21 protein-coding genes are annotated in these 26,536 nt (G+C 65.7%); 14 read left to right on the top strand and 7 right to left on the bottom strand.

What is annotated here, in order from left to right; all coding sequences use genetic code 11:
• Window positions 1-103: 103 nt before the first annotated feature.
• Window positions 104-667 (bottom strand): DUF4352 domain-containing protein, encoded by a 564-nt coding sequence (locus O3438_RS08380; protein WP_269679406.1) that lies wholly within the window; start codon window positions 665-667, stop codon window positions 104-106.
• A 102-nt stretch (window positions 668-769) separates the two neighbouring features.
• Between O3438_RS08380 and O3438_RS08375 the strand changes: the two genes are divergently transcribed.
• The 9 genes from O3438_RS08375 to O3438_RS08335 all read left to right on the top strand — a co-directional run bounded on the left by O3438_RS08375 (window position 770) and on the right by O3438_RS08335 (window position 14,997).
• On the top strand, window positions 770-2,677 hold the full coding sequence (locus O3438_RS08375) for an N-6 DNA methylase (RefSeq protein WP_269679405.1): 1,908 nt from the start codon (window positions 770-772) through the stop codon (window positions 2,675-2,677).
• Window positions 2,678-2,852: 175 nt separating this feature from the next.
• On the top strand, window positions 2,853-3,272 hold the full coding sequence (locus O3438_RS08370; RefSeq protein WP_269679404.1) for a YbaB/EbfC family nucleoid-associated protein: 420 nt from the start codon (window positions 2,853-2,855) through the stop codon (window positions 3,270-3,272).
• Entirely contained in the window at window positions 3,262-3,594 is a 333-nt protein-coding gene (locus tag O3438_RS08365) for a type VII secretion target (protein WP_269679403.1), read from the top strand. Before O3438_RS08370 ends, O3438_RS08365 begins: the two co-directional genes overlap by 11 nt.
• Window positions 3,595-3,599: 5 nt before the next feature.
• Complete coding sequence (locus O3438_RS08360; RefSeq protein WP_442929711.1) at window positions 3,600-4,973, top strand: WXG100 family type VII secretion target; 1,374 nt, start codon at window positions 3,600-3,602, stop codon at window positions 4,971-4,973.
• A complete protein-coding gene (locus tag O3438_RS08355; RefSeq protein ID WP_269679401.1) occupies window positions 4,973-5,383 on the top strand; it encodes a hypothetical protein in 411 nt (136 codons plus the stop codon). The genes O3438_RS08360 and O3438_RS08355 overlap by 1 nt, the downstream gene beginning before the upstream one ends.
• A 305-nt stretch (window positions 5,384-5,688) precedes the next feature.
• The gene (locus O3438_RS08350) at window positions 5,689-6,741 is read left to right on the top strand and encodes a serine/threonine-protein kinase (RefSeq protein ID WP_269679400.1); all 1,053 of its coding nucleotides are present in this window, start codon (window positions 5,689-5,691) and stop codon (window positions 6,739-6,741) included.
• A gap of 13 nt (window positions 6,742-6,754) precedes the next feature.
• Window positions 6,755-9,556, top strand: coding sequence for a helicase-related protein (locus O3438_RS08345; protein ID WP_269679399.1), 2,802 nt, complete (start codon window positions 6,755-6,757; stop codon window positions 9,554-9,556).
• Window positions 9,553-14,463, top strand: coding sequence for a class I SAM-dependent DNA methyltransferase (locus O3438_RS08340; protein WP_269679398.1), 4,911 nt, complete (start codon window positions 9,553-9,555; stop codon window positions 14,461-14,463). The genes O3438_RS08345 and O3438_RS08340 overlap by 4 nt, the downstream gene beginning before the upstream one ends.
• Window positions 14,464-14,523: 60 nt before the next feature.
• Complete coding sequence (locus tag O3438_RS08335) at window positions 14,524-14,997, top strand: GNAT family N-acetyltransferase (RefSeq protein ID WP_269679397.1); 474 nt, start codon at window positions 14,524-14,526, stop codon at window positions 14,995-14,997.
• Between the two features lie 250 nt (window positions 14,998-15,247).
• Here O3438_RS08335 and O3438_RS08330 read toward each other — a convergent pair whose 3' ends face one another.
• The 3 genes from O3438_RS08330 to O3438_RS08320 form a co-directional block, all read right to left on the bottom strand.
• Window positions 15,248-15,439: a DUF397 domain-containing protein gene (locus O3438_RS08330; protein ID WP_269679396.1), complete on the bottom strand. Its 192-nt coding sequence runs from the start codon at window positions 15,437-15,439 to the stop codon at window positions 15,248-15,250.
• Window positions 15,432-16,313 (bottom strand): helix-turn-helix domain-containing protein, encoded by an 882-nt coding sequence (locus O3438_RS08325; RefSeq protein WP_269683601.1) that lies wholly within the window; start codon window positions 16,311-16,313, stop codon window positions 15,432-15,434. The genes O3438_RS08330 and O3438_RS08325 overlap by 8 nt, the downstream gene beginning before the upstream one ends.
• Before the next feature lie 345 nt (window positions 16,314-16,658).
• The gene (locus O3438_RS08320) at window positions 16,659-17,087 is read right to left on the bottom strand and encodes a hypothetical protein (protein WP_269679395.1); all 429 of its coding nucleotides are present in this window, start codon (window positions 17,085-17,087) and stop codon (window positions 16,659-16,661) included.
• 358 nt (window positions 17,088-17,445) lie between these two features.
• On the opposite strand from O3438_RS08320, the gene O3438_RS08315 reads away from it, so the two are divergent.
• The 5 genes from O3438_RS08315 (at window position 17,446) to O3438_RS08295 (ending at window position 23,814) form a co-directional block, all read left to right on the top strand.
• Window positions 17,446-20,685, top strand: coding sequence for a type ISP restriction/modification enzyme (locus tag O3438_RS08315; protein ID WP_269679394.1), 3,240 nt, complete (start codon window positions 17,446-17,448; stop codon window positions 20,683-20,685).
• Between the two features lie 91 nt (window positions 20,686-20,776).
• Window positions 20,777-21,514, top strand: a complete 738-nt coding sequence (locus O3438_RS08310) for a TauD/TfdA family dioxygenase (RefSeq protein WP_269679393.1) — start codon at window positions 20,777-20,779, stop codon at window positions 21,512-21,514.
• A gap of 13 nt (window positions 21,515-21,527) precedes the next feature.
• Window positions 21,528-22,529, top strand: a complete 1,002-nt coding sequence (locus O3438_RS08305; RefSeq protein WP_269679392.1) for a hypothetical protein — start codon at window positions 21,528-21,530, stop codon at window positions 22,527-22,529.
• Between the two features lie 14 nt (window positions 22,530-22,543).
• Window positions 22,544-23,344: a protein phosphatase 2C domain-containing protein gene (locus tag O3438_RS08300; protein ID WP_269679391.1), complete on the top strand. Its 801-nt coding sequence runs from the start codon at window positions 22,544-22,546 to the stop codon at window positions 23,342-23,344.
• 26 nt (window positions 23,345-23,370) lie between these two features.
• Window positions 23,371-23,814, top strand: coding sequence for an NUDIX hydrolase (locus O3438_RS08295; protein WP_269679390.1), 444 nt, complete (start codon window positions 23,371-23,373; stop codon window positions 23,812-23,814).
• A 33-nt stretch (window positions 23,815-23,847) separates the two neighbouring features.
• Here the strand turns inward: O3438_RS08295 and O3438_RS08290 are convergent, their stop codons facing one another.
• The 3 genes from O3438_RS08290 to O3438_RS08280 form a co-directional block, all read right to left on the bottom strand.
• Window positions 23,848-24,024, bottom strand: coding sequence for a hypothetical protein (locus O3438_RS08290; RefSeq protein ID WP_269679389.1), 177 nt, complete (start codon window positions 24,022-24,024; stop codon window positions 23,848-23,850).
• A gap of 13 nt (window positions 24,025-24,037) precedes the next feature.
• Window positions 24,038-24,730: a hypothetical protein gene (locus O3438_RS08285; RefSeq protein WP_269679388.1), complete on the bottom strand. Its 693-nt coding sequence runs from the start codon at window positions 24,728-24,730 to the stop codon at window positions 24,038-24,040.
• A gap of 298 nt (window positions 24,731-25,028) precedes the next feature.
• A complete protein-coding gene (locus O3438_RS08280) occupies window positions 25,029-26,417 on the bottom strand; it encodes a CBS domain-containing protein (RefSeq protein WP_269679387.1) in 1,389 nt (462 codons plus the stop codon).
• Window positions 26,418-26,536 lie beyond the last annotated feature (119 nt).

Genomic DNA, 26,536 nt, shown 5'->3' with positions numbered 1-26,536 from the left:
AGGCGATCAGGACGATCTACGGGGCTGAGTGCCGGTGTGAACAGGTTGGCTGTGAACAGCCGGGGCGGATCGTCCAGACCCGCCCCGGGATTCGGTGGAGAGGTCAGCTGAGGGCGACGTCGACGCCGCCGGAGAACATCGAGTCGTGCAGCTCGAGCTTGGTCAGCTTGACGTTCTTCGGGATGTCGAAGACCACGACGCCGGTGACCTGGTTGCCGGGGTTGACGTCGTTGAGGAACGTCTCGGCGTTCTTGTTGGCGTAGATCGCCGCGCCGGTGTCGGCGGAGTACTCGGTGCCGTCGGCCGCGTACGCCTTCTGGCTGCTGCCGTCGAACATCTGCGCTTCCTTGCCGATGTTCTTCACGTTGACCGTGACCAGGCAGAACTGGCCCTGCGCCTTCTGGCCGAGCGGCTCGCTGCCGACCTTGGCGACGCCGCACTTGGACGACTTCACAGTGAACTCGAACTTCCCGTCCCGGGCCGGCTGACCGATCTTGGCGGTCGCCGGCTTCTCCTCGGTCTTGGCGTCGCCCTTGTCGTCGGCGGAGCTGCCCGCCTTGGCGCCGCCCTCGTCACCGCTGGAGTTCGCCTTGTCGGCGGCACCGGAGCCGCAGCCCAGGGCGATGAGGCCGGTGGCGATCAGAGCGAGAGTGGTGGTCTTGCGCATCGTTGTCCTCCTGTTGTGAACGTTGCGGCGTCAATAAGAGCATCGTCGGACAACACTGTCAACAGACAATCTCGTGCTTGACAGTCGTGCGAGACTTCCGAGGTGCAGGAGAACCCGACCATCACGGCAGCGGAGATCGCCCGGCTCGCCGGCGTCGGTCGCGCCGCGGTCAGCAACTGGCGTAAACGGCACCCCGACTTCCCTGCCCCGGTAGGCGGGACGACGGCGAGCCCGGAGTTCGACCTGATCCAGGTCGAACAATGGCTACGCGCCCAGGGCAAGCTCCCGGAGCTGGCCACCGGCGACCGGCTCTGGCGACACCTCGCGGCAGCCAGCGACACCCCGGCCGCTGGCCTCGCCGCCGTCGGGGCCCTCCTACTCGCACGTCAACGCGGATCCCGAACCGGCCACCCCGATGCCCAACTTGCACCCCTGATGACCGACATCGCCGAACTCGCCGACGAGCTGGGCCCGCAGGGAGCGTTCGACGAACTGTGGCAGCGGTTCTCCGCACCAGGCCCCGGCCGCCCCTTCGCCACACCCGACGACCTCGCCGACCTGATGATCGGGCTCGCCAACGTCGGCGGCGGCTCAGTGCTCGACCCAGCCGCCGGCTCCGGCGCCATCCTGCGAGCCGCCGTCCGCGCCGGCAGCACCTCCGTCTACGGGCAGGAACTCGACGAGGATCTGGCCCGGCTCGCCGGCCTGTGGCTGGCCCTGCACGACGTACCCGGGGAGGTCAGCGCCGGGGACACACTGCGCGCCGATGCCTTCGCCGGCCGCGCCGTCGACGCCGTCGTCTGCCACCCCCCGTTCGGCGCCACCAACTGGGGTGACGACGAGCTCGGCCACGACCCCCGCTGGATCGTCGGCACCACACCCCGTACCGAACCGGAGCTGGCCTGGGTGCAACACGCCCTGGCCCACCTACGCGTCGGCGGGCACGCCGTCCTGCTGATGCCACCCACCGTCGCCAGCCGCCGCGCCGGCAAACGGATCCGCGGCGAACTGCTGCGCCGAGGCCACCTGCGCGCCGTCATCGCGCTCCCGCCGGGGGTGGCGGCGCCGCACGGCGTACCCCTGCATCTGTGGGTGCTGCGACGCGCCGCGACGGACGCGCCGCCACCGGCGTGGGCGCTGCTGATCGACGCCGCCGGTGGCGACCTGGCCGACACCGCCCCGCGCGTGCTGGCCGCCTGGCGGGCATTCGCCGCCGCCCAGGACGGCGACGTCGTGGAGGCCGGGTTCGCCCGCGCGGTCCCGGTCATCGAGCTGCTCGACGAGGACGTCGACCTCACCCCCGCACGCCGGCAACCCGCCGTCGTGGGCGAGGCATCGGGCGAGCATCTGGTACGCACCAGAGAACGACTGGCCGCCATCGTCGGCGAGCTGCCGGCGCTGCTGCCGCAGGTCACACCCGTGCCCGACGGACCGGACGGTCTTTTCCTCACCGTTGGAGAGTTGGCGAAGACCGGGGCGCTGCAACTGATCGGGCCGGTCCGCGCCGGCACCTCCGCACCCGCACCCGATGGGCCGCCGGTGCTCACCGTCCCGGACGTGCTCGCCGGAGTGGAGGCGTCCGGTCGGGGCGACGACCGGTTCGGGCAGGAGATCGCCCTGGCGGTGGGGGACGTGGTGGTGCCGATGATCGCGCGGCAGCTTGTCCCGCGCGTGGTCACCGCCGACGGCGCGCTGCTGGGACGCAACCTGTACCTGCTGCGGCCCAACCCGGCTGCGTTGGATCCGTGGTTCCTGGCCGGGCAACTGCGGACCTCGGCGAACGAAAAACAGTCGTCGAGTCTCTCGGGGACGATGCGGTTCGACATTCGGCGGGCGCAGGTGCGGCGGCTGTCGCTGGACGAACAGCGGGTTCACGGGGACGCCTTCCGGCGCCTGGACGCCTTCGAGTCGGCGATCCGGCAGGCCGCCTCACTGGGGGCGGAGCTGGCGCAACTGAGCGCTGACGGGTTGGCGCGGGGAGTCCTGCGACCAGACGCCGACATCCGATAAGGCAACGCCTCGGCCGTTACTCCGGCGTCCAGGGGTGCTCCCCGGAAGACCGAATCATCGTTCGGCGACTTTGCTCGATACCCTGTTCAACCCTGGGGGACATCGCCCAGCGCGATCGTGGGGCACAGTGGAGGGCTGAGCGGGGCGCCGAGGTGCGTAGCGGGGAGGTCGCGGAGTGCTTGGTCAGGATCCGGACGAGGCCCAGGAAATGTTGCATTCCTGGACAGCCCAGCTGTCGACACGCGCTCAAGCTGCCGCCGACCTGTCGGAGCGGGTTGCGGCGCTGGCTGCGTCGGCAACAGGTGCGGACGGCGCAATCCGGGTGACGGTCGCCGCCTCCGGGGCGCTGACGGACCTACGGATGGATGACCGCGTTCAGCGGATGCGCGGCTCCGAACTTGCCAGCATCATCATGGCCACGGTCGCCCGTGCGCAGGCCGGGTTGACCGATCAGGTGATCGTCGCGGTGCACGACACCGTGGGCATCGACTCGGAGACCGGGCGGGCGGTCGCCGACACCTACGCCAGGCGCTTCCCCAAGCCCGCTGACGAGCAGCCCGACCGGTGGGAACGGGGCACCACTAATGGCTGGTGACGTGGAGATGCAGATGTCGGTGGCTGCGGTAATGCGGCACGCCGCGACGGTCGACGACTCCGCCGAGAAGATGGAGACCGCTCGCGGCGCAGCGGCGTACGTGCAAATGGGCGCGGAGGCGTACGGGCAGATCTGCGGGTTCCTGCCTCGTCTCATCGACCCCGTGGCGGACAGGGCGGTCACCGCGCTCGGAGAGTCCGCTTCGGCATTGCGTGAGACGGCAGCCAACCTGCGAGCGGCTGCTGCCACGACTGAGGCGACCGACGCGGCGAGCGCACGGCTCCTCAACCGCAGTGAGGGCCGGTTGGGTCTGCCGCTGTGACAGACATGGCGGCCAACCCGTTGGTGGCGGCGCGTCAGGACTCGACCCGGTGGTACACCGGACTCGGGCTGGTGGAGGACGTGGCCGACACGGTATCGGGCATCGAGTCGGGCAGCTGGATCGACTCGACCATCGGTGGTGTCGCCACGTCGATGGACGCTCTGGCCACCGTTCTCGATCCGCTAGGGTCGCTGGTCAGTTGGGGCGTCGGATGGTTGCTCGAACACGTGAAGCCGCTGTCGGACGCGCTGGACTGGCTGGCCGGCGACCCGGACCAGATCAACGCGTACGCGTCCACATGGCGCAACGTCGCGAAGCAGAGCACCGACGCGGTTGGTGATCTGCAAGCGGCGGCCTCCACGCAGCTCGCCGAGTGGGATGGAGCCTCGGCGCGGGCCTACCGCGAACACATGTCGGGTCAGGTGCGGGCGATGGAGGGCATCGCCCGGGCTGCCGGCGGCATCGCTTCGCTGGTGGAGGGTGCCGGGTTGCTGGTGGCGGTGGTCCGCGAGTTGGTTCGCGACCTGATCGCGGACTTCGTCTCGGTGCTGGCGGTCCGGCTGCCGCTCTGGCTGGCCGAGGCCGGCGCGACGCTGGGCATCGCGACTCCGTTGGTGATCTCCCAGGTGAGCAGCCTGGTGGCCAAGTGGGCGGCACGGATCGGCAAGCTGATCAGCGCGCTGATCAGCAGCCTGCGTCGGCTGACCCCGCTGCTCAGGCGCTTGGGTGACCTGATCGACGACCTCAATAGCCTGCTGCGCCGGGCTGCCCGCACAGACCCGTCCAGCCTGGCCCGCAGCGGCATACCCAGTGAACGCACGGGGCTTTGGGGGGACTCGGATCTCGACTCGATGGGGCGCCGGTCGGATTGGGCGGATCCCTCCGCGCATCCTCATGCGCCGCCACCGTCGGACGCGAACCTTCCGGCCGGAGATCCGGTCTATCACCGGCCGAACAGCACGGCCATCGGCTACGACAGCGCCACGATGCGCAACTTCGACGCCGTGGCACCGATCCCCGGGCATCACGACGTGGTCGTACACGGCGAACGCACCGGCCTGTTCCGGCCTGGCCTCGTGGGTGCTGACGGTGCCGACCACCCCGCGAACTTCACCCACCCGCAGCAGATTGCCGACGCCATCCGTGCCAATCCGCACTACGACGGCGGCCCGGTGCGGCTGGTGTCCTGTCACACCGGCGCAGTTGCCCCCGAGGCCGGCGTGCCACCGGCGGCGCAACAGGTTGCCGACGCCCTCGGAGTGCCAGTGATGGCACCGACCGACGCCGTCGGTGTCGACCGGTATGGTCCCGTGGGGCAGACCCCGATGATCCGGGGCGACGGAGAGTGGAAGACCTTCTATCCGAACGGTGGGCGTTGATGGACCGCGGTCAGTTGAAGTCGGCGGGAATGTTCCGCGAATTCGGGCCGGTCCGCTCCGCCGAGCCGCAGGAGAGCATCTTCGACAGCGTCGCCGCCGAGGAACTGCCCGACGTCACCCAGGTGGTCGCCTATCTGAACTCGGGGCACGTCCTCATCGACGTGATGGACGTCGCCGACGACGCCTTCGACCCGGCCCAGCAGGTGATGAACGGCTCGACCGTCATGACCGACGGCGACTGGCTTTGGCGGAAGGACCTTGCCTACTACGTGCGGCGTCATCGCGTTGCGTTGCCGGAGGACTTTCTCGCGCTCATCCGTGAGCGTGACTACGCCGTTCCTTCGCGGGGTGTGCCGGAGTTGACGGCTTGTTCGCGGCAGGCGCGCGACCTGATGTTCTGGAACAGCTGACAAGCCGCCGATTGAGACACGCTTCTAGTCAGAAACCGGACAGCCGTGCCGGGCTTCAACGATATGCGCGCGGCTGGTGAGCCGGCGCATCCCCAGCTGTTCGACTGCGTCATCAGGGACGAAGGTGGCTAAACGCGGACTCGTCCATCGAGCCGGCATGAAGTACGAATTCAGCGCCTAAGAAGAACCGCCGTTCGGACGCTTCCTCGTAGAAAGTTCAACGTTGTACGGTCATGCGTCCGCCGAGGCGTCCAGACGCCAGAGCGGACGAGCAATGTGGTCGGGTGTCATCGTGAGGGGGACCAATGACGCTGGGCAGAATCGGCGGCTATGAACTGGTCCGGCCACTGGGCTCAGGTGGCATGGGCGACGTGTTCTTCGCGGTGTCGCCGACGGCCGAGCGGGTCGCCATCAAAGTGATCAAGCAGCACCTGATCGAGGCGCCGACGGTGCGTGAGCGATTCGCTGTCGAGGTCGACAGCCTCAAGCTGGTCTTCGGGTCCCGGGTGGCCCGCCTCGAGGGCGCCGACGCCTACGCGAACCCGGCCTGGCTCGCCGTGGAGTACGTCCCCGGTGCCACGCTGCGTCAGCACGTCGACGCCCGGGGGCCGCTCGCCCTGCCGTTGGCCGCGATGGCCGGCGCGATGCTCGCCGAGGGCCTCGCCAAGGTGCACGAGGTCAAGCTGCTGCACCGAGACCTTAAACCGCAGAACATCATCCTCGGCCCCGATGGCCCCAAGCTGATCGACTTCGGGTTGGCGGTGCTGATCGATCGGAACGACTACCTCACCGAGCCCGGCGCGCTGGTCGGCACACCTGCCTACATGTCGCCCGAGCAGGTCAAGGGTGAGCGGAACCTCACCGCGGCGGTGGACGTCTACGCGCTCGCGGCGACGCTGGTCTTCGCGCTCACCGGGCGTGGGCTCTACCCGCCGACCAACTCCTGGAACCTGCTGCTTCGCATCAGCGAGCCGAGCGACCTGCCCGACCTTTCCGAGGTGCCGGCCGAGCTGGTCCAGTTGCTCGGCGCGATGCTCGCCTACGACCCCACGGCCCGACCCGGCCTCAACGACGTTCGCGCCCGGTTGCTCGCGGTCGCCACCGCCACCAGCGGCAAGAGTGTCCTTGCCCTGCGTCAGGAAGTCGCTGAACTCACCTACGACGGTGGCACGGAGTTACTGGTCCCGCCGGACCTGGATGATCCGCGACAGGACCCGGAGGCCACACCGGTCATCGAGGATGTGGCCCCTCCGAATCCGGCCACGCCCGATCGCCAGCCACCCATCAAGGCGTCCACCGACGTGACGTGGCTGGTCGACAAGGTGCGCCGCCAGTACGCCCGCCGCTCCACCCTGTAGGAAGGCACCACCGATGACCACCACCGAGGTAGCGACCTTCGCTCCGGGCTCCCGCATCGTCGTCCGCGACGAGGAGTGGCTGATTCGCAGCGTCAAGACCGGCACAGCGGACGGCACGATGGTGAAGGCAGTCGGCGTCTCCGAGTTCGTGCAGGACGTTGAGGCGACCTTCTTCACCAAGCTTGAGGACATCACGCCGCTGGTGCCCGAGGAGACGGAGCTCGTCCAGGACACCTCGTCGCGGTTCCGGCAGAGTCGCCTCTTCCTGGAGGCGGTGCTGCGGCGTACGCCGCTGCCCCGCACCGAGCGCGGGTTGGCCCTCGCCGACCGGTTCCTGCTCGACCCCTTGACCTACCAGCATCGACCGGTGGAGCTGGCGCTCTCCGGCCTGCGGCCGCGGATTCTGCTCGCCGACGTCGTCGGCCTGGGCAAGACGCTGGAGATCGGGCTGATCCTCGCCGAGCTGATCCGACGGGGCCGGGGTGAACGCATCCTGGTTGTCTCGCCGCAGCAGGTCCTCGAACAGTTCCAGCGGGAGCTGTGGACCCGGTTCGCGATCCCGCTGGTCCGGCTCGACTCGACCGGCATCCAGCGCATTCAGCAGGAGATCCCGGCCGGACGTAACCCGTTCACCTACTTCAAGCGGGCCATCATCTCGGTCGACACCCTGAAGGACGCCGGCCAGTTCGGCCACCACCTGGACGCCACGACCTGGGACGCGGTCGTCATCGACGAGTCGCACAACCTCATCAACAAAGGCACCCAGCGCAATGAGCTGGCCCGCCGCCTGGCTGCGAAGACCGACGCGCTGCTGTTGGCCAGCGCCACCCCGCACAACGGTGACAAGGAGTCCTTCGCCCAGCTGATCTCGCTGCTCGACCCAGCGGCGATCGCCAACGAGAAGGACTACCAGGCCCGCGACATCGCGCACCTCTACCTGCGCCGTACGAAGATCAGCCCGGAGGTACGCGACCAGATCGGCGACCGCTGGGCCGACCGCGGCCCGTCGCAGGCACTGCACTGTGAAGCCAGTGACCGCGAAGAGCGGGTCTTCGACGAGCTGACCGACGTGTGGTTGGCCGGCAAGTGGTCCGACGAGCCCGTCACGGGGCAGCACCGGCTCTTTCCGTACACCTTGTTGAAGTCGTTCCTTTCCTCGCACCGCGCGCTGCACGAGACGGTGACCAACCGGCGCAAGAAGGCCACTGGCACCGAGCGGGCAGCCCTGGACCGGCTCGCGGAGCTGACCTCCGCGATGACCGACCAGGATTCCAGCAAGCTCCAGAGGCTGGTCGACGAGCTGAGGGATATCGGCGTCGGCAAGAACAGCAGCACCCGGGCGGTGGTCTTCTCCGAGCGGCCACCGACCATCAAGTGGCTCGCTGAGGTCGTCCCCGGGCTGCTCGGCCTGAGGCCGAACGCGATCCGGGTGCTGCACGGTGGCATCGCCGACAAGGATGAGCAGACGATCCTGCAGGAGTTCGAGCTGGCCGGCAGCGACGTGCGGCTGCTGTTCACCAGCGACGTCACCTCGGAGGGCGTCAACCTGCACCAGCAGTGCCACCACCTGATCCACTACGACATTCCGTGGAGCCTGATCCGGATCGAGCAGCGCAACGGCCGTATCGACCGGTACGGGCAGAAGCACCAGCCGCAGTTCCGCGCGCTGATCCTCACCTCCGACCGCGAGGATGCCAAGGACGACCGGACGGTCGCCGAGAAGCTGCTCAACCGGGAGGAGACCGCGCATCGCAGCCTCGGCAGTGTCGAGGCCCTGACCGGTCAGTTTGACGCGAAAGCTGAGGAGGACCGGCTGGTCCGGGACCTGCTCGCCGGCAGGTCGGTGGACGAGTCGTACGAGGCTGCCCACGCCGAGGTCGACGTGATGGCCGACCTCTTCGGCGAGGTCGGCACCGCGCCCGTGGCGACGGACGTGTTGCAGGTCCGGGTGCCGAAACTCTTCGATTCCACCCAGGACTTCGTCGACACGGCCCTCTACGAGATCTACGAGGACCGCCCCGAGGACCACATCGACCTGCGCCGCGAGGACGAACTGCTGACCTTCCTCGCGCCCCACGATCTGGTGCATCGCCTCACCGACCTGCCCCGCTCCTACCTGCGCGCGCACCGGGAGGGCGAGGACCTGCGGCTCAAGGTCACCTTCGACCGTGCCCTCGCTCAGCGCAAACTCGACCAGGCCCGGCAGAGCAAGACCCCGATGTGGCCGGACATCGCCTTCCTCAGCGACGTGCACCCGATGGTCGACTGGTTGGTCGACAAGGTTCTGATCCGGCTGGGCCGCCAGCAGGCCCCGGTGCTCACCGCCGACGTGGCCGTGCCGACGTTTCTGATCCAGGGCGTCTACGCCAACCGCCTCGGCCAGCCCACCGTTGTGCAGTGGATGGCCGTCTCCAATCTCCCTGCGTCGCCGACGATCCGGCCGATGGACGAGGTGCTGCGGGAGGCGAACGTCGGCCCCACGATGGTCAACCGCGCGGAGACCATCGCCATCGACCCACTGAAAGAGCTGCTGCCGGAGGCCGTCCAGGTGGCCCGGCAGTATCTGGAGGGCAAGCGCGCCGAGTGGACCGAGGCCACCGCCGAGCCGTTGCGCAAGCACCGCGAGCAGCTGAGGACCTTCCAACAGGCCAGCCTCCTCGATGAGCTGCCCGGCGTGCACCGGGAGAAGCGACGCCAACGCGTCGACACCACCGTCCAGGAGCAGCACGACCTGCTCGACCGCTTGGAAACCACCGGCGACCCGCTGCTGCGGGTGCTTGCCGTCCTCGTACCGTCGCAGGAGAACGCCGCATGAGCTTCGAGTCGCTGACCAACCGTGGCGAGTACCTCTCCGCGCACTACCTGGCCGAGATCCTGCCCACCACCCTCAAGGGTGGCCTGCTCAAGCAGTGGGCCGAGCAGGAGAAGAGTGGCGAGCAGACCCCACGCACGAAGCTCCGCCGCCTGCGCCGGCCCTACTTCGACTCCAAGACCGAGCTGACCGACGCCGAACTCTTCGACCCGGAGCGGCTGCGTAAGCACCATCGAGAGGTGCTGGAGGCGCTCGGCTTCGACCCGCAGCCACAGACCATCACCGTCGAGCGCAACGCCCAGGAGTACGAGGTCCACGTCGCGCACGCCGAGCTGACCACCGCGCACGGCATCGTCGCGCTGGACTGCGGCTGGGCGGTCGACACCGAGGCCGCCCAGGACCCGGACGACGCCGGCCGGCTGCTCGACCCACTCACCCTGTCGAGCACCGAGACCATCGAGACGGGCGCCAAGCTCGCCTCGCTGCTCTTCGCCGCCGACAGCCCCAAGCCCCGCTACGTGCTGATCCTCAGCGGCGGCGTGGTCACCCTCGCTGACCGCACGGTCTGGGGTGAGGGCCGCTACCTGGCCGTCAGCCTCGACACCGCATACGCCCGCAACGACGACAAGGAACTCGACGTCGTCGCCGCGCTCTTCGGCGCCGACTCGCTGCGCCCACCCGCCGAGGGCGGCACCGAACCCCTCGCCGACCTGGTCGCCGGCTCCCGCCAACATGCCGTCGGTGTCTCCAGCGAACTCCGCGTGGGCCTGAAGGATTCCGTCGAACTCATCGCCAACGAGGTCCTCGACCAGATCCGGCGGGCCGGCTATCAGCCGCAGCAGGTGATGGACCTCGACGAGCTGGCGAAGGAGCTGGGCCGGGAGTCGCTGCGCTACCTCTACCGCATCCTGTTCCTGCTCTACGCCGAGGCCCGCCCCGAGCTGGGCGTGCTGCCGGTCAACGACCCCCAGTACGTCGAGGGCTACAGCCTCGCCCGCCTCGGTGACCTCGTCTCCCGCCGCCTCGCCCCCTCCGCCGAGGACGGCACCCACCTGTACGAGTCGCTGGACCTGCTCTTCCACATGGTCAACGAGGGGCACCGGCCACGCGGCGGCGCGGAGATCGCCGACAAGGCCAGCGAGGGCGAAGGGCTGCGCTTTGAGCCGATGAAGTCGGACCTGTTCCTGCCGGAGAAGACCAAGCTCATCGGCCGGCTGATCCCCGTGCCAGGCAGCGACCCCGACGACGAGGACGCCCCGAAGATCGACACGCGGCTGCGCAACAAGGTGCTCTACGAGGTGCTGCGCCGGCTGATGCTCACCAAGGGCGGCAAGAAGCGCCGCGGCGGCTTCATCTCGTACGCCCAGCTCGGCATCAACCAGCTCGGCGCGGTCTACGAGGGCCTGATGTCATACACCGGTTTCGTCGCCACCGAGCAGCTCTACGAGGTCGCCAAGAACGGCGATCCGAAGGACGGCTCGTGGATGATCCCGGCCTCCAAGACCGACGAGTACGACGACAACGTCTTCGTCTACCGGGAGAACGCGTACACCGGTGTCCGCAGCCGGGTCTGCTACGAGGCGGGACAGTTCGTCTACCGGCTCGCCGGCCGGGACCGGCAGACCAGCGCCTCCTACTACACCCCGCAGTCGCTCACCGAGGTCACCGTCCAGCTCGCCCTCAAGTACCGCCTCGACCAGGACGACACCATCACCCCGGCCCGGGAGCTGCTGGACTGGACGATCTGCGAGCCGGCGCTCGGCTCCGGCGCGTTCCTCAACGAGGCGATCAACCAGGTAGCCGCCGAGTACCTGCGCCGCCGCGCTCGCGAGTTGCAGGTCGACCTGGACCCGGAGCAGTACCACCTCGAACTCCAGCGGGTGAAGGCGTACATTGCTCTGCACAACAGCTACGGCGTCGACCTCAACCGCACGGCCGTCGAACTGGCCGAGGTGTCGCTCTGGCTCAACGTCATGCACGCCGGCCTCCAGGCCCCCTGGTTCGGCCTGCACCTGCAACGCGGCAACTCCCTCATCGGCGCCGGCCGCAAGACCTACATACCGAAGCAGCTCGCCGACAAGTCGTGGCTCACCACCGCGCCCAAGGAGCAGCCCTTCCGGGACGGGCCGATCGACGAGGGCACCATCCACCACTTCCTGCTCCCCGCCGACGGCTGGGGCGCGGTAGCGGGGGAGAAGGAGGCCCGCGAGCTGGCGCCGGACGAGACCGCGCGATTGAAAGCCTGGCGTACGGCGATGAAGCGCACGCCGTCGGCCAAGGGGAAGAACTCGCAGGTCCAGCGGTTGCAGGCCCTGGCGCGGCGGGTCGAGTTCCTGTGGGGGCTGGTGCAGCAGCGGCTCGCCATCTCCGAGCAGGAGATCCGCCGCGACATTGCGGTCTGGGGTGCTGAGGACCTGCCTAAGGTCACCGGGGCGGTGCCCCGGGATGAGATTCTCGCCGACCTGACTGCGCCGGGAACGCCGTACTGGCGGCTCAAGACGTTGATGGACGTCTGGTGCGCGCTGTGGTTCTGGCCGCTGGACAAGGTCGGGCTGCTCGACGGCTCCGACCCTGCGTATCCAGCCGCGCCTGTCCAGGTCTCCCACATCAAGGACGAGCCGGCGTACGAGGAACCGGTGGTCTACGAGACGGCCGACATCTTCGGCAACGTGCAGCCGCAGCAGATGAAGATGCCGACGAAGGCGACCGGCACCCGGCGGATGACGGTGGCGGAGCAGCTTCGCCAGCAGGTGCCGCTGTCCAACCTGGACGACTGGCTGACCTTCGCAGAGGCGCTCATCGGCCGGAGCGATGTTGACGAAAACACCGAGAGGTTCTACGGCCGGAAGCTGACCAGCCTGAGCGAGATGAGTGACTTCGAGCGGAGGCTCGACGGCGTGATCGGCGTGGACTCGCCGTGGATGCTGTCCGACCGGTTCCCCTGGCTGCTTGCCGCCGACCAGATCGCCGAGCAACAGGGCATCTTCCACTGGGAACTGACGTTCGCGCAGGCATTCGCAAAGGAGGGCTTTGATCTCCAGGTCGGCAACCCGCCTTGGGTGCGTCCGGAGTGGGACGGGGACGCCGTGCTCGCCGAGTTGGACCCGTGGTTCGAGATTGTGAATGGTTCTGAGGTGATTGACCGCAACCGTCGATTCGAGCTCGCCATTAGGGGGCACGGAAAGAGCTATTTCGTTGACGAGCTTGCGAAGCAAGTGGCGATTTCCACATTCATGTCCTCGTCTGCAAATTATCCCTTGCTGGCGGGCACTCGCCCCGATCTCTATCGTGGCTTCATGTGTCAGGTCTGGCGCCACATGGGAACTGGAGCGGCGGGCCTACTGCATCGCGACACTCATTTTGAAGGATCGCGAGCGGAGGCACTTGCGTTGCGTGCCGAGGCGTATCGCCGCCTGCGCGTTCATGGCTCTTACGTGAATGGAGGCAACTGGGCATTCGCCAGTCCAGTGAGCCGAACTCTCGAATTCGGAATGCATATTTACGGTCCTGAGAAAGAAGTCGATTTCATTCAGGCGAGTCAGCTGTACGGGGCGCAGGTTCTGACACAGTCACTCGAACACGAAGGAAGCGGTGAGCTTCCGGGTGTCAAAAACGGCCGCTCGTGGGACCGTCGCCCTCATCGGGAGCGGATCATTAGGGTGGATTCCAAGGTGCTTAGGGAGTGGCGTGAACTCTTGGGTCTGAGCCTCGGGCCATTGGAGCATACGCCATTGCTGCATTCGATTACGAGCCGTGAGCGTGGGGCGATGGATGCTCTCCGAACCTTTACGACAAGACTGTCTTCGCGTCATCCATGCATTTCACCTGGGTACAACCAGACTAAGGACAAGGAGCTTGGCCTATTCCAAGAACGACTAACTAACCCCTCAAGCTGGAATGATGTCATTCTACAGGGGCCGCACATAGGTGTTGCAGCGCCTGTAGCTAAGCAGCCACCGAATATGGGTAATGCTGATCGAACGATGAATCTGGTCGAGATAAATGACGATCACGTGCCGAGCACAAAGTTTATCCGCAGCTGTGATGTAGGGAAATACACCGCTCGGCAAGATGTCTGGCGCGGTCGGCCCTACACGGAGTACTACCGGGTGGCCTGGCGGGAGATGATCGCAGACAACGGCGAGCGCAGCCTGTTTGTCGCTCTTATTCCCCCTGGTCCGGCTCATGTTCATGCTATGAGGAGTATGGCGATGCCGACTGAGAGGGAAACGGCGCTGGTCGCCGGCTTCTGGGCGGCTTTGCCTCTGGATTACCTGCTGCGCATCACTGGTCGTGACCATCTAGATGTTGGCGATGCTGCCCTGATGCCCGTACCGACGCCGGATCATCCGCTTTCGTCGGCGCTGCTGCTTCGAACATTGCGCCTTAACTGCGTTACTTCGGCGTATGGGGATCTCTGGGGCAGCTTGTTTGAGGCTGAGTGGACGCGGAAACACGAGTGGGCGACTTCGGCGCATGGTTCGCTCGAATTGGGCGACGTTAGCTTTCAATGGGAGCGGAGAACTGCGCTACGTACTCAGCGAGAGAGGCGGGCGGCGCTGGTCGAGATAGACGCACTAGTTGCGGTCTGGCTCGGGATGGGCGCCGAAGAGCTCGTGGCGGCATACCGCTCTCGCTATGGAGTACTTGATAACTATGAAGCAGATATGTGGTTCGATAATCGAGGAAGAAAGATCGCTGCGAACCACAATAGCTATGGGCACGGACAGACCAAGGCCCACTACATGCAGCTAGTTGCCTACTTGGATGATCCGGAGCGGCATCCGGTGCCTGACGGATACGAGGCGCCGTTCTATAAGGCGGATCGCGAGAACGAGTATCGGCAGGCTCATGCCGTGTTCAGCAACCAACTCCAGGATGCCATTGATGCAGGCTGGCGGCCGTCCTAACTACACGCGATCCATCTCCCCGGTCTAGCGAGTTGTTAGTACGAACTAAATGAGTGAGTGATGATGACGTTTAGCTTTATCCAACAGTGCCGCAAGTCGAGCGCTGATGGAAAAATTTTGTTCCCGTTCGAGGATAATGAGGAATTTAACCCGCACTGGTGGAAGCGCTTCTCTTACTTGACGGGCTCTTATACGTTATTTGAGGTGCGCACAGGCGGGGTTGAGGTGGCGCGGATCGAACTTGATTCGAACGTTGCGACCGATGAGTATATTGGGGCGCCCGAACTGGGTGACGTGGCGCTTGAAATTCAATTCATCGAGGTAGCATCCTCTTGGCGAGGCCGGGGGATCGGATCCAGAGTTGTGCAGTTGCTTGAGGAGAACTACCGCGGCCGGCGGTTGGTGGCGTTTAGTGAGAATGCGGATGGTTTTTGGGCCTCTCTGGGGTGGGACCGATATGATCACCGAGAGGGGTGGCCGCACTACCGACCGTTGTTCGTCTCAGGCTCTACCAGGAAGCCCGAGGACCGTTAGCGGCGATTTTTTGTGTTGGCGTTGAGTGCGAGGCATGGAGAGCCTAGCCGCCTGACTGCACCGTGAGCAGACCGGGTTCGTTGGTGACCTCGACACAGTTGTCATTGTTGTCGCCTCACAACTGTTTTTGCACGCGCTGCATGCCGATCAGACGGCTGTCGCTGGCCTCTTCGAGAATCTTGTTAGCCTCAGCGCAACGGGAGTGCATCCTGCGTTTCTGTAGATGCGCTCCCGTGCGCGCAGTGGTTCATTACTCGGTCTTGGCGGCACGGACGAAGCTGGTCCAGGCAGCAGGGGAGAAGTTGAGGACGGGGCCCGTCGAGTCTTTGCTGTCGCGTACGGCGACGATGCCGGGGAGGTTGTCGGCGATCTCTACGCAGTTGCCGCCGTTGTCGCCGCTGCGGGTGCTCTTGCGCCACCGGGCGCCGGTCAGCTCAGCCATGGTGGACCTCTCCAACGATTTTGTTGATCAGATGCCTTGATTGTTGCTCATCGAGGGCCAGCGACGTGAGGCTCGCCCAGACTTCTTCGTAGATAGCGAGTTCGTCCTTGCGGTCGAGGTAGAGCGCCCCGGTGAGCGACTCACTGTAGATGACCGGTGGGTCGGGCTCGACCCGGTTGCGGAGCGGGAATTCCAGCATGACGAAGGGGCCAGCGACCGCGCCGAAGTGAAGTCCGGCGCTGAGTGGCAGCACCCGGATCGAGACGTGGGCGAGCCTGGCTGTGTAGAGCAGGTGTCGTAGCTGTTCGGCCATCGTGGCGGGATTACCGACGACCCGGAGGAGAACCGCCTCTGATAGGACGACCTCGAACTGTGGTGCAGGTGGAAGGCGGCGTTCCAGGAGCGCCTGACGTTGCAGTCGGACTTCGACCAGCCGCTCCCGTTCGTCCTGGGAGATGCGCGAGCGGTGCTGGTAGACGCCGTTAGCATAACCTCTGGCCTGGAGCAGCCCGGGTATCAGGGTGTCGTCGTACTCACGTAGGCGGGACGCGGCAGATTCCAGGCCGACGTACAGCTCGAACCACTCCGGGATGGCGTCTCCGTACGAGTGCCACCAGCCCTTGGCCTTGGTCTCGTTGGCCAGGGCGGTGAGCGCGCCGGTCAGGTCGGGCGTCGCCCCGTACAGCTCGCACATGGCCTTGGCGTCCACGGAGCGGACCGGGCCGAGGCCGGTCTCGATGCGCCACAGCTTCTGCCGGCTGAACTGCATCGCCTCGGAGGCGCCGTCCAGCGTCATGCGCGCCTCGGTGCGTAGGTCGCGCAGCGCTCGTCCGAGCTGCCGTCGCGGCACTGTCGATCCCATGTCGTCGGCCATCCGCCACCCCTCTCCGTGTTGCATGGTGTTACATCCTGACGCCATCGCTGAAACGTGGAACCGTTGCCGTTTGGCCATTCTTCGGCGGCGCCACTGCATCAATAGCGATACGCGTCTGACCATACAAGAAACTCCCGACAACAGTCATGCACGCGCAATTCCCACGCGACGATTGTCGGCGTACCAATGGGTTTCTGTATGTTTTCGGGGTGATCGGAATTCGCCGCCGGCTCCGGCGTGTCGGCCGGAGCCGGCGGTTGGGGCGGGGAGTCGCGGTCAGCCGGCCAGCGGGCTGAAGCTGCGGCCGTCGAGCACGTTGATCAGCTCGTCGTCGCGGTGCACCTCCTAGTCGCGTCGCCGTAGCTCGGCCACCAGCTCCGCCTCATCGCTCAGCGGGATTTCCAGCAGGTCGCCATTGAGGACGGTGGCCTGCTGCTTGCCGAAGCGCGTGCGCAGGTCCTTCGGCAGCAGCGTGAAGGCCCGTTCCGCCACCAACGGCGGCCAATCGCCCTCCATGACTGAACTCACCTCGTTGATGTCGAACGCTTCGTCGTCCGCGGGGTCCTCGTCGGGGTCGTAGTACTTCGGGTCGGCGGGGTTCGACACTCGGGTGGTCCGGATCCGCCGGGCCTCGCCCCAGGTGCGGGCGGCGGCGATCGCTTTGATCTCCGCAGCCTCCTCGGCGGCGGTGTCCGCGTCGGCGACGGCGAGGCAGTCGTGCATCTGCGCGTGACCGTAGACCAGGCGCCGGGTGGTCGGGTGGTGCGTTGTCATGATCCAGATCCTGCCTGAGGGCTACGACGTGCAAGATCAGGTGTTGATGTGAGTCCCGTCGGCGGGGCCGGTCGGGCCAGTCACCTTCAGCGCCTCCGTTCTCTGTCGTGCGTACCTACCGGCATCATGCGGTTGGTCAGACGTGCACTGTCGCCATTGATCTATCTCGCTGCCTGCCGCATGCTGTGGCGATACGGCGGGAGGTCGGCCAATGACTCTGAGTAGCCATGGCGAGCTGGGTGGTGGCGGCACGTTTACGACTCACCGGTCGAGATGAGGGCGCATGGACAGGAGCGCCCGCACCCGCAGTGCGGCCGACGTGCCCGGTCCTCGGGGTTCTGCTGAAGCGTACGGCGCCGTGCTGGAGGCAGCTGTTTCTCACTTCGGTGCTTCCGTCGCGCCGCTCCTTCAGCGGGGACTGGCTGCTCGGGAGGACACCTTGCGGGCGCCAATGGTCGAGCTTCTCGTTGCGGCTGGACAAGCGATTGGCTGCCCGGTCAGGGCGCATGGCGAGGTCCGCCTCCCGGACCTTGCTATCCGCCCTGACTACTTGATCGACGTCGACGGAGCCCCGATCGGGTATGTGGAACTCAAGGCGCCGGGCAGGGGTGTTCCCGGCCACGGTTGGCATCCCACGGCCCGGGAGCGTAGGCAATGGGTCCAGCTTCAGTTGCTTCCGAACGTTCTGTACAGCGATGGTCAGTCCTTCGCGGTGTATCGCTGGGGAGAATTGCAGGGGCCAGTGGCACGGATGGACGGCGACCTGCAGCGGGCCGGTGCGCGCCTTCGGCCCGCAGACGGCAACCTGGCGCTCGTGCTCCACGCTTTCCTTGCGTGGCGTCCACGTCCACATCGCCGCCTCGAACATCTGGTCCGAGACGCGGCACGACTTTGCCGATTGTTGCGCGACGAGGTGTTGGACACCCTTGGTCAAGAGCGACTCGGTGGGAGGGTGCGGCTCTTCAGCGATCATCTAGCCGACTGGCGCAACTGGCTATTTCCCCACCTGAGCGAGGAGTTGTTCGCCGATGCCTACGCGCAGACCGTCACGTTCGGGCTGCTGTTGGCGCGTCGGTCAGGGATCGAGTTCGAGGGCAAGGAACTGCCGACGCTTGGGCGAGAGCTGGCCAAGAACCACCTGCTCGTCGGGCGAGCGCTGGCCATCCTCACCGAGGATCACGGTGGTCCGAGCATCGAGCAGCGCAGCGTGGCTCTGCAAACGCTGCGGCGCGCCATCGCGGCCAGTGACTGGACAGATTGGCGGACAGACACATCGGACCAGCTGTATGAGCGCTTCTTGGAGTTGTACGACCCAGCGGTTCGACGGGGAAGTGGCTCCTACTTCACGCCGCAGCCCGTTGCGGACTTCATGGTCCAGTTTGTCGACAGCATCTTGCACGAAAAGCTGAAACGACGGCTAGGTCTGGCCGGCCGCGACGTAGTGGTCGTCGACCCGGCTATGGGTACAGGCACCTTCCTGTTGAGCGTGATTGCACGTGTAGCGAAGACGATTGCGGCTGACCGCGGGGACGAGCCAGCTGAACTTCGTGCTCTCCTCGGTCGTTTAGTTGGATTTGAACGCCAGATCGCGCCCTTCGCCGTAGCGGAACTACGGCTGCACCAGGATCTCGCAGCGCGAGGGCTGGAGGTTGCCGACGAGAAGGTCAGATTCTACGTCACCGATACCCTGGAGGACCCTGACGTAGAGACGCTGGTTAGCCCGTACGTGTACCGGCCAATTGCTGAATCCCGGGCGGACGCAATCAAGGTCAAGACCGAGGAACGAGTCATGGTCGTTCTCGGCAACCCGCCCTACCTCGAACGTGCCAAGAATCAGGGAGGGCTCGTACTTGCCAGCAACAAGGGAAAGTCGAGCATGCTCGACGCTTTTCGGGGCACCGGTACCGGCCGGCTCGAGTTCAAACTGCACAACTTGAACATCTACTTTTGGCGCTGGGCCACCTGGAAGGTATTCGAAGCGCATCCTGAACACCCGGAGGGGATCGTAGCCTTCGTTTGCACGTCGGCCTACACGACCGGACCAGGCTTCGCCGGCATGCGCGAGTACCTGCGACGGCAGGCCGACTGGGGTTGGATCATCGATCTCTCTCCTGAGGGGCATCAGCCTGAGGTGCCGACACGCGTTTTCCCAGATGTGCAGCAGCCATTGTGTATCGGCGTATTCGGACGTGCCAAGACGGCCGATACGGAAACACCCGCCAGGATCCGTTACGTTGCCCTCTCCGGGACCAGGAAAGAAAAATTCAACGCCCTCCAGGCGCTGACTGCCGCAAGCGGTCGGTGGTTGGACTGCCCCACGAACTGGTCGGCTCCATTCCGTCCCGCGTCGCAAGCCATATGGAACGACTGCATTGCGCTCGCTGACCTGATGCCGTGGCAATCACCAGGCATCAAACCTAACCGAACATGGGTTTACGCGCCGGACGAAGAAACGTTGGCCGAGCGGTGGCGGCGCTTAAGCTTGGCTCCTCTGGCAGAACGACCGGAGCTCATGAAGGAGACTAGGGACAGGGCAATCTCTGTCGCACTCTCGCCGCACTTCGATGGCACAGGCCAGCCCGCGTCACTGGCTGGCGCCATTGATCCTCAGGCTTCCATCATGCGCGTATCGTTCCGGAGCTTCGACCGGCAGTATGTTATTGCCGACCGAAGGGTTGTCGACTTCTCCCGCCCCGATCTCTGGTCTACCTACGGAAAGCATCAGACGTATCTGACCACACTGTTCGCGGAATCGATAACTTCGGGACCGGCCGTCGTTTTTGCCGCCGAGGTGCCGGATACCCACCACTACATGGGCCATCATGGCGGCAAGGTACTTCCTCAATACCGTGACGCCAGAGGTGAGCAGCCCAACATCGCGCCTGGCTTGATTGAGCATCTTTCTTGCCAGTTCGGTCGCCGCGTTACCTGCGACGAAGTGCTCGCCTATATTGCCGCCGTGGCTTCCCATCCCGGCTATCCGATACGATTCCGTGCTGACCTTCGCACTCCGGGAGTGCGGATTCCGTTTACCGTGAACCCTGGCCTTTGGCGTGAAGCAGTCAGGCTTGGTGAGCGAGTAATCTGGCTCCAGACCTACGGTGAGCGTCATATCTCCGCAGCAGCCGGCCGCCCACCTGGACCCCCGCGGGAACTGCGGCCTGACGTCCTCACGCCCATACCAGGCGTGCCGGACCGCATGCCGGAAAGCATCACGTACGACCGGGACAGTTCGACCCTGTATGTGGGTGAAGGAGCCCTCGGTCCCGTTCCGTCAGCAGTATGGGATTACAACGTTTGTGGCACGCAAGTAGTCAAAAAGTGGTTCGACTACCGCTCCAAGCGGCCCCGCGTGCGCAAATCGTCTCCACTGAACGACATCGTTGCGAGTAGGTGGGACTTCACCGACGACTTGCGAAATTTGCTAGCCGTACTCCATGGATGCGTGCTCCTCGAGCCGCAACAGGACGACGTGCTGAAAGCCATCCTCGATGGACCTCTTCTGAAGGCGACAGAACTTGAGGACTTAGGCATGCTGCCACCAGCAGATGAAGCGAAACAGCCGATCATCGATGTCCAGCCTCCCCTCTTCCAATGATCGGCTCGGTCGGACCATGTCTCGCGGTCGGAGCCTCCGGCGGCCGTCGATCTCGATGATCCTGAGGACTGACGGCGCGCAGGCAGGGCGCATGCGGCTGCTGGAGGCGGGACGCGAGACTGAGGTGAGCCCGGACCTGGTGCCCGGTGCCCTCGCCCATGACGGCGTCGTCCTGATCCGGCAGGGGTCCATCGCCGAGGTCCGGGCGCTGCTCGACCGCTGGACCGTCCCCGTCGACCATCCGCACCAGGTGGCCGAGGGGCTGACCGTCATCGCACCTCGGATACGTACCGACGAGCAGGACAACGAAGCTGGCTTCACCGATCTGGCCCTGTCGCCGCACACCGATCGCAGTCTGCACGCACGGCCCCCCAGCGTGCTCGCCACCCTCATGCTGACTCCAGCGAGGGCAGGGGGAAGCGCCACACTGGTCGACGGCGCGCAGGTGCTGGCTCTCGTCCGCCAATGTGCCGAAGACAGCGAGATCGCCGGTCTGCGGCTGAGGACGGCAACCGGTCGGCCAGGCCCGGCGGTTGTCGAGATCGGTGGGAGCCACGCCCGCATCCGCTATCGCGACGACCGGATCGCCGGTCCGTACAGCACCGATGGGCGTACGGACGTCGTGGTCGCGGTCCGTCGCCTGATCGCTGAGACGGCTCAAACTCTGCACCTGGATGCGGGCGACGGTTACCTCGTACACAATCACCGCTTCCTGCACGGGCGCACGGCCTTCACCGGCGATCGGAGCCTGGCGCGTTTCCTGGCGAGAGTCACCAGCGACCATCCGTACACCTGGTTGAACCGGGGGTTTTCGATTGCGAGTTCCTAGACCTCGCGCGGCAGTGGCCTCACCGCAAAGCCGTGCGCGCCTCGTCGCCGCGCTGTCGAAGGTGCCGCCACCGTCCGACGCGGCCTTCCCGCAGGCAATCCGGGCCGTCGTCGAGGCGTACCCCGACCCCGAGCCGCTGCTGCGCGCCGTTCTCGACGATCACACCATTCGCAGCCGGTCCCGGTTCGCGGCGCTCTACGCTCTCCTGCTGCGGCTACGGCGCGAGGAGCGCCACGCCGAGTACGCCTCGGTCGTCCGAGACCATGAGGACGAGTTTGGGGCGCAGCCCTACTTCCACACCTTTCGCGCGATCGTGGCCCGCGCCAAGGGCGACCTCGCCTCACTTCGCAGCTCGGTCGAATACTCCCGTCAGGCCGTCGCCTCCATGCCTGATGTGGCGGCGGTGATCCATCAGCTGGCGGCGTTCTGGGTCGAATACCTCGAACGCCTGGAAGATCCAGGGCCGGCACGTGACCTCGACGAGGTGGAGCGGCACATCGACCGGGCGATCACCCTCACCCAGGGGCGTGTCGCCCACTACTACGAGACCAAAGGCCGGGTGCTGGCACTGCGCGGGGAGTTCGAGGCGGCCAGGGCCGCCGTCGCGCAGGCCATTGAACTGGAGCCGCGCGATTCCCGGGACCACCTGCGTCGGCTCACCCAGTACCAGTCGAGCCGGATCCGGATCGATCTGATGCAGGAGCGCGCCCGGTGGGTCCAGGCCCACGCCCGCTTCCGCACCGAGTTGACCGAGTTCAAGGGCCAGCAACTGCAACTTCTGGGCCTCCTGGCGGCCGTGGTGGCCTTCATCGCCACGGCCAGCAACATCGCCAGCCAGAGCACAGGCGTCGAGGGCCTCCGTCTCATGCTCGTGGCGTCCGGCGCGATCGCTGTCGTTTTCGGTACGTTCTCTCTCGTCAACAACAGCCGCGTTACCCGGGTGATCGCAGCGATCGTCATCGGGTGCGCCATGATCGGGGCCGGTATGTTCGTGCCAGCCTCGTGGATGTCATGAGAGTTGGACAGGTCGTGAAGGTAGGAGAAGCGATCACCTCGGCCGGTGGCATGCGGGCGAATGAAGACCGCGTCGGCCACTGCGGCACCCTCGCCTGGGTCATCGATGGCGCCACCGACCTGTACGACGACAGCGCGCTGCCCGCCGACAGTGATGTGCAGTGGCTTGTCGACCACCTCGCCGAGCGGTTGACTCGGGCCGGTGCGGACAACTATCAAGGTTCCGCCGCCGCGCTCCTGACGTCGCTTGCCGACGACGTGGCCCGGGAGCAGACAGCACTGTCGTTCCCCGAAAGCCGGGTGCCACCGGCCTGCTCAATCGCGGTCTGTGTCGACCAGGGCATCGGCTACGACCTCGCTCGAATCGGCGACGCTACCGCCGTGGTCCACGGCGTTCGACCGGTGGTGCTGTCGACCGGCTACTTCGACCGACGCGAAGCCGCGGCGGTCGCGATAAATGAGGGCGAGGCCGACCGCGTCATCGCGGCCATGCACCAGCGCCGGCTGCACACGATGACCTCCGGTGATGTCGAATCGATCTTCTCCGGCCACCCGAATCGCCGGCTTCGACCACACACCGCTGCCGGCGAGTGGACGCACGTCGACTGCATACTGCTATGCACCGACGGCTTCGCCCGGCTGATCACCGACTACGGGATCTACCGCTCGTGGGCTCAGGTGATTCCTGATGCGCGTGATCGAGGGCTGCACTACCTGGAGAAGTTGATCCGGGACGCGGAAAGCGGATTCGGTGGTAGCGGTGGTCGGTTCAAACGGGCCGACGACATCGCTGCTCTCCTGCTGACCGCCAACTGATGCCGCGCCACGGAAGGACTTCTCGCGTGACGGAGCGACCGCCGTACCTCGTCGAGCGGAACCCGGGGTATTTCGAGTACCAGCTACCTATCTCGGTCAAGCTTGTCGTCGACCACCACGGCCGCGTGCCGCTGTTGCGCAACGAGCGCGACGAGTGGGAGCTGCCCGGCGGCAAGCTCGAAGTCGGCGAGACACCCGAGGATGGTGTTTGCCGGGAGGTCGCCGAAGAACTCGGGCTGACCATCACCGACGTCGACATCATCGACTCCTGGGTCTACGAGATCACGCCGGTCCGACACGTGTTCATCGTGAGCTTCGGCGCTACCTACGTCGGGGATGAGGAGCTTGTCTACTCTGCGGAGCACAAGGAACTCGGCGTGTTCACGTACGACGAGGTTCCCCGTCTGCACATGCCCGAGCCTTACAAGCGGACCATCCAGCGCTGGCACAAGCGCCGTCAGCCGGCATAGCGCGTCCGTTCGGGTCGGTCCGCCCGTTCCTTCCTACCCAACCCCTTCGTCGGGCTCGGCCGCCTCTCGGTAGTTGGCCCGCACCTCGTGGTGGTGCGGGAACGTCGACCGCAGCCACTGGGCCACCGGGCTCTTGGCGTCCTTCACCTCAATGGTCAGCGCGGACACGTTTCCGGCTCGGCTCGGCGAACTGGTGGTCTGCCGCTGCACCCGTGTGTGCCCGTCATGTGATTGCCGGCGCGATCGTTGGTAGCAGGCTTGTCAGATCAATCAGTTCGACGTGCTTCGCCGGCCCGGCGGTGAAGTCGCGGACGGACATCTCCACCGAGCCGAACTCTTCATCGAACCGCCGGCGTAGGTTGGGCGACGAGCGTCCGAGCGCCCAGGCGGCAGACCCCTTGCTGCTGCGCAGATAACTGATGGGCAACGGGCCGGAGACGAAGAGTTGGGCCTTGCGCGGGGGCCCGGCCAAAGCGAGATGCACGAGGTCGGCGAAGACGCCGCGCTTACGCATGGTGTCCCGGCCTTTCCACACCGCCATCTTGAACTCGGCGACGCGGCGGTCCGTCTCCAAGTCGAAGAGTCGTCCCGGGTCGTTGCCGGCAGCCAACGACGGTCGCCGGATTACTCGCTCGCCATCCTCAAGGATCAGCGGGAGGGTTTGCATGATCACGGCGGCGTGGATGATGTCGCTGAGCCGGCCAGCGTACTTCCGTACCTGCAATGCGGCGTCGAGTACGTCGAATCCCAGCTCGGAGGTAGCTGCCATCTCGGCGGCTGCTTCCCGATCGATGCCTTCCAGGTCAGTTTCCAGAGCGGCAATCCGCGACGTGAGGTCACCGGTGCCAATGAACATCAGCAGGCTCGAGAAGGCGTCCGCCAGCCGTTGCTCGTCACCGCCAACGACGGGTGCCATCGGCGAGGGGATTGGGCTGCGCGGCAGTGGAGTCCCCTTCTGCTCGTTCCGATCGCGTTCGATGGGCAACTGGCTCGTCGAGAAACCCAATGCGCGTAGGTGGCGCAACGCGGTGTGCGAGGTGAACTCGTCGCGGGGAGCGCGAGTGTTAACTCGAGAGCCTGCTTGACGGGCCACCGGACTCCGTCGACGTCGACCCAGTGATCCCGCACGTCTTCCCGGAGTTGGCCCCGCAGCCCTGCTCGGACCGTGTCGACGTCCACGCGGTACCGGCGTCCGTTGAGCTGGAACTCGTGTGTCATGAAGCGTTGTACCTGCGGATCGTTCTCAGGAAGTTCTGGATCATGTCGACGTCCCCATCCCTGACGGCATCCTTGCTGAAGTGCATGACCCGGTTCCGTATCTCGCGGATATCGTTGAGGCGATTGACTAGGCGCGTGCGCTCGAGTCTCCAGCCGAGGCCACTCCAGCAGCTCTCATCGCCAAGCACCGCCTGGTAGTGGGACATCATCATCTTGTCGACAGAGCGGAAGGTCAGCCCAGCACGGACGCATGCGTCCCGGATCGTTGTCTCATCGAAGGTGTCGCGGATTAGCTGATGCAGCTCGCGGTCGATCTCGCCAATGAGGATGAACGGTGTCGCGGTCTGGTGGTAGGTCTGAACTACATCGGCGGCGGTGATGATGCCGGCAATTTTCCGCTCATGGTCCCTGACGAAGATGAACTCGTACTCCAGCAGTGGTTGGAGTACGTCGATCAGCCGGCGGTCGTAGTCGAACACCTGGACGTCGGGATCGATCGCGTCGCTGAAGGTGGCCTCAGGATTCTGCGCCCTGGCCTTTGTGATGGTCTTCCACGATACAACGCCATGGATCTTGTGGGGGTTTGCCAGAACCGGCAGTTGGGAGAAGTCGTCCAACTCCATAGCGGTGATGGCCTCGTCGAAGGTGGAGGTCGGTGTCACCGATATCAGGCGGGTTCGGCTTGGCAGGAGATTTCCAAGCGTCAGACCGATGGTGCCACCCGTCTCATCATCCACCCCGGTCGTCGTCTCCTCAGGCCCATCGCCCGTGCCGTCTGCGGCTGGCGGCGGTGCCATGCCGAATCGGAGGACTCGCACTGTCTGGTCAAGGTCAACAGAATTGAAGTCCGGCACCGTGATCAAACCGAAGTTCGCCAGGTCCGTCGTAATCTGTGGGGCTGCCTCGCTGTCCCGGTCCTCGACGCCCCACAGCCCGATGAGGTCACGAACAGTGATCGCTGTTGGGGTGCCTGCTTCGGCGGCCTGCCTGGCCTTCTCCAAAGCTGCCATGCGTCGTCCCACCGCTTCCGCCTGCGGCTCTTGGCGGTTCGTCACCTCAGCCGCGACACTCTTGATGAGCCGAAGGCGGAGTTCGCCCAGGAAGGGGCCGTTTGGTCCGACCCGCCAGACCTCCCAACCTGCTACGGCTGTCACGTCGGCGGCGGCAGCCGCCGCTCCCGACGGCGTGTCGAACTCGCGCCCGTCGGCGAGGCGAAGCCGCCCTCTGTCCGTGACCGTCGCCTCGTGTGGTACCGACCCGATGTACTGGCGGTAGTACAGAGTGGCGCCCTTCTGCAACAGGCCGGCGTTTGTGAGGTCAGAGATGCGGACCCGACGTCCGTTGAGCAGTACCTCGCGACGCGTCCGAGGAGGGTTGGGGGACATGGATGCGCAGCGTAGGCGGAGACCGACCAGTCGGAGTGTCGCGAATCTGACTCGCCCGGTGATGAGGCCGTCGGGGCAGGTCAACGTCGGTAAGGGGTGCAGTAGCATGCGGCGGTGAT

Origin of the sequence: Micromonospora sp. WMMC250, assembly GCF_027460215.1 — a bacterium.
Classification (GTDB): Bacteria; Actinomycetota; Actinomycetes; order Mycobacteriales; family Micromonosporaceae; genus Micromonospora; species Micromonospora taraxaci.
This window is presented reverse-complemented; position numbering and strand designations above follow the sequence as displayed.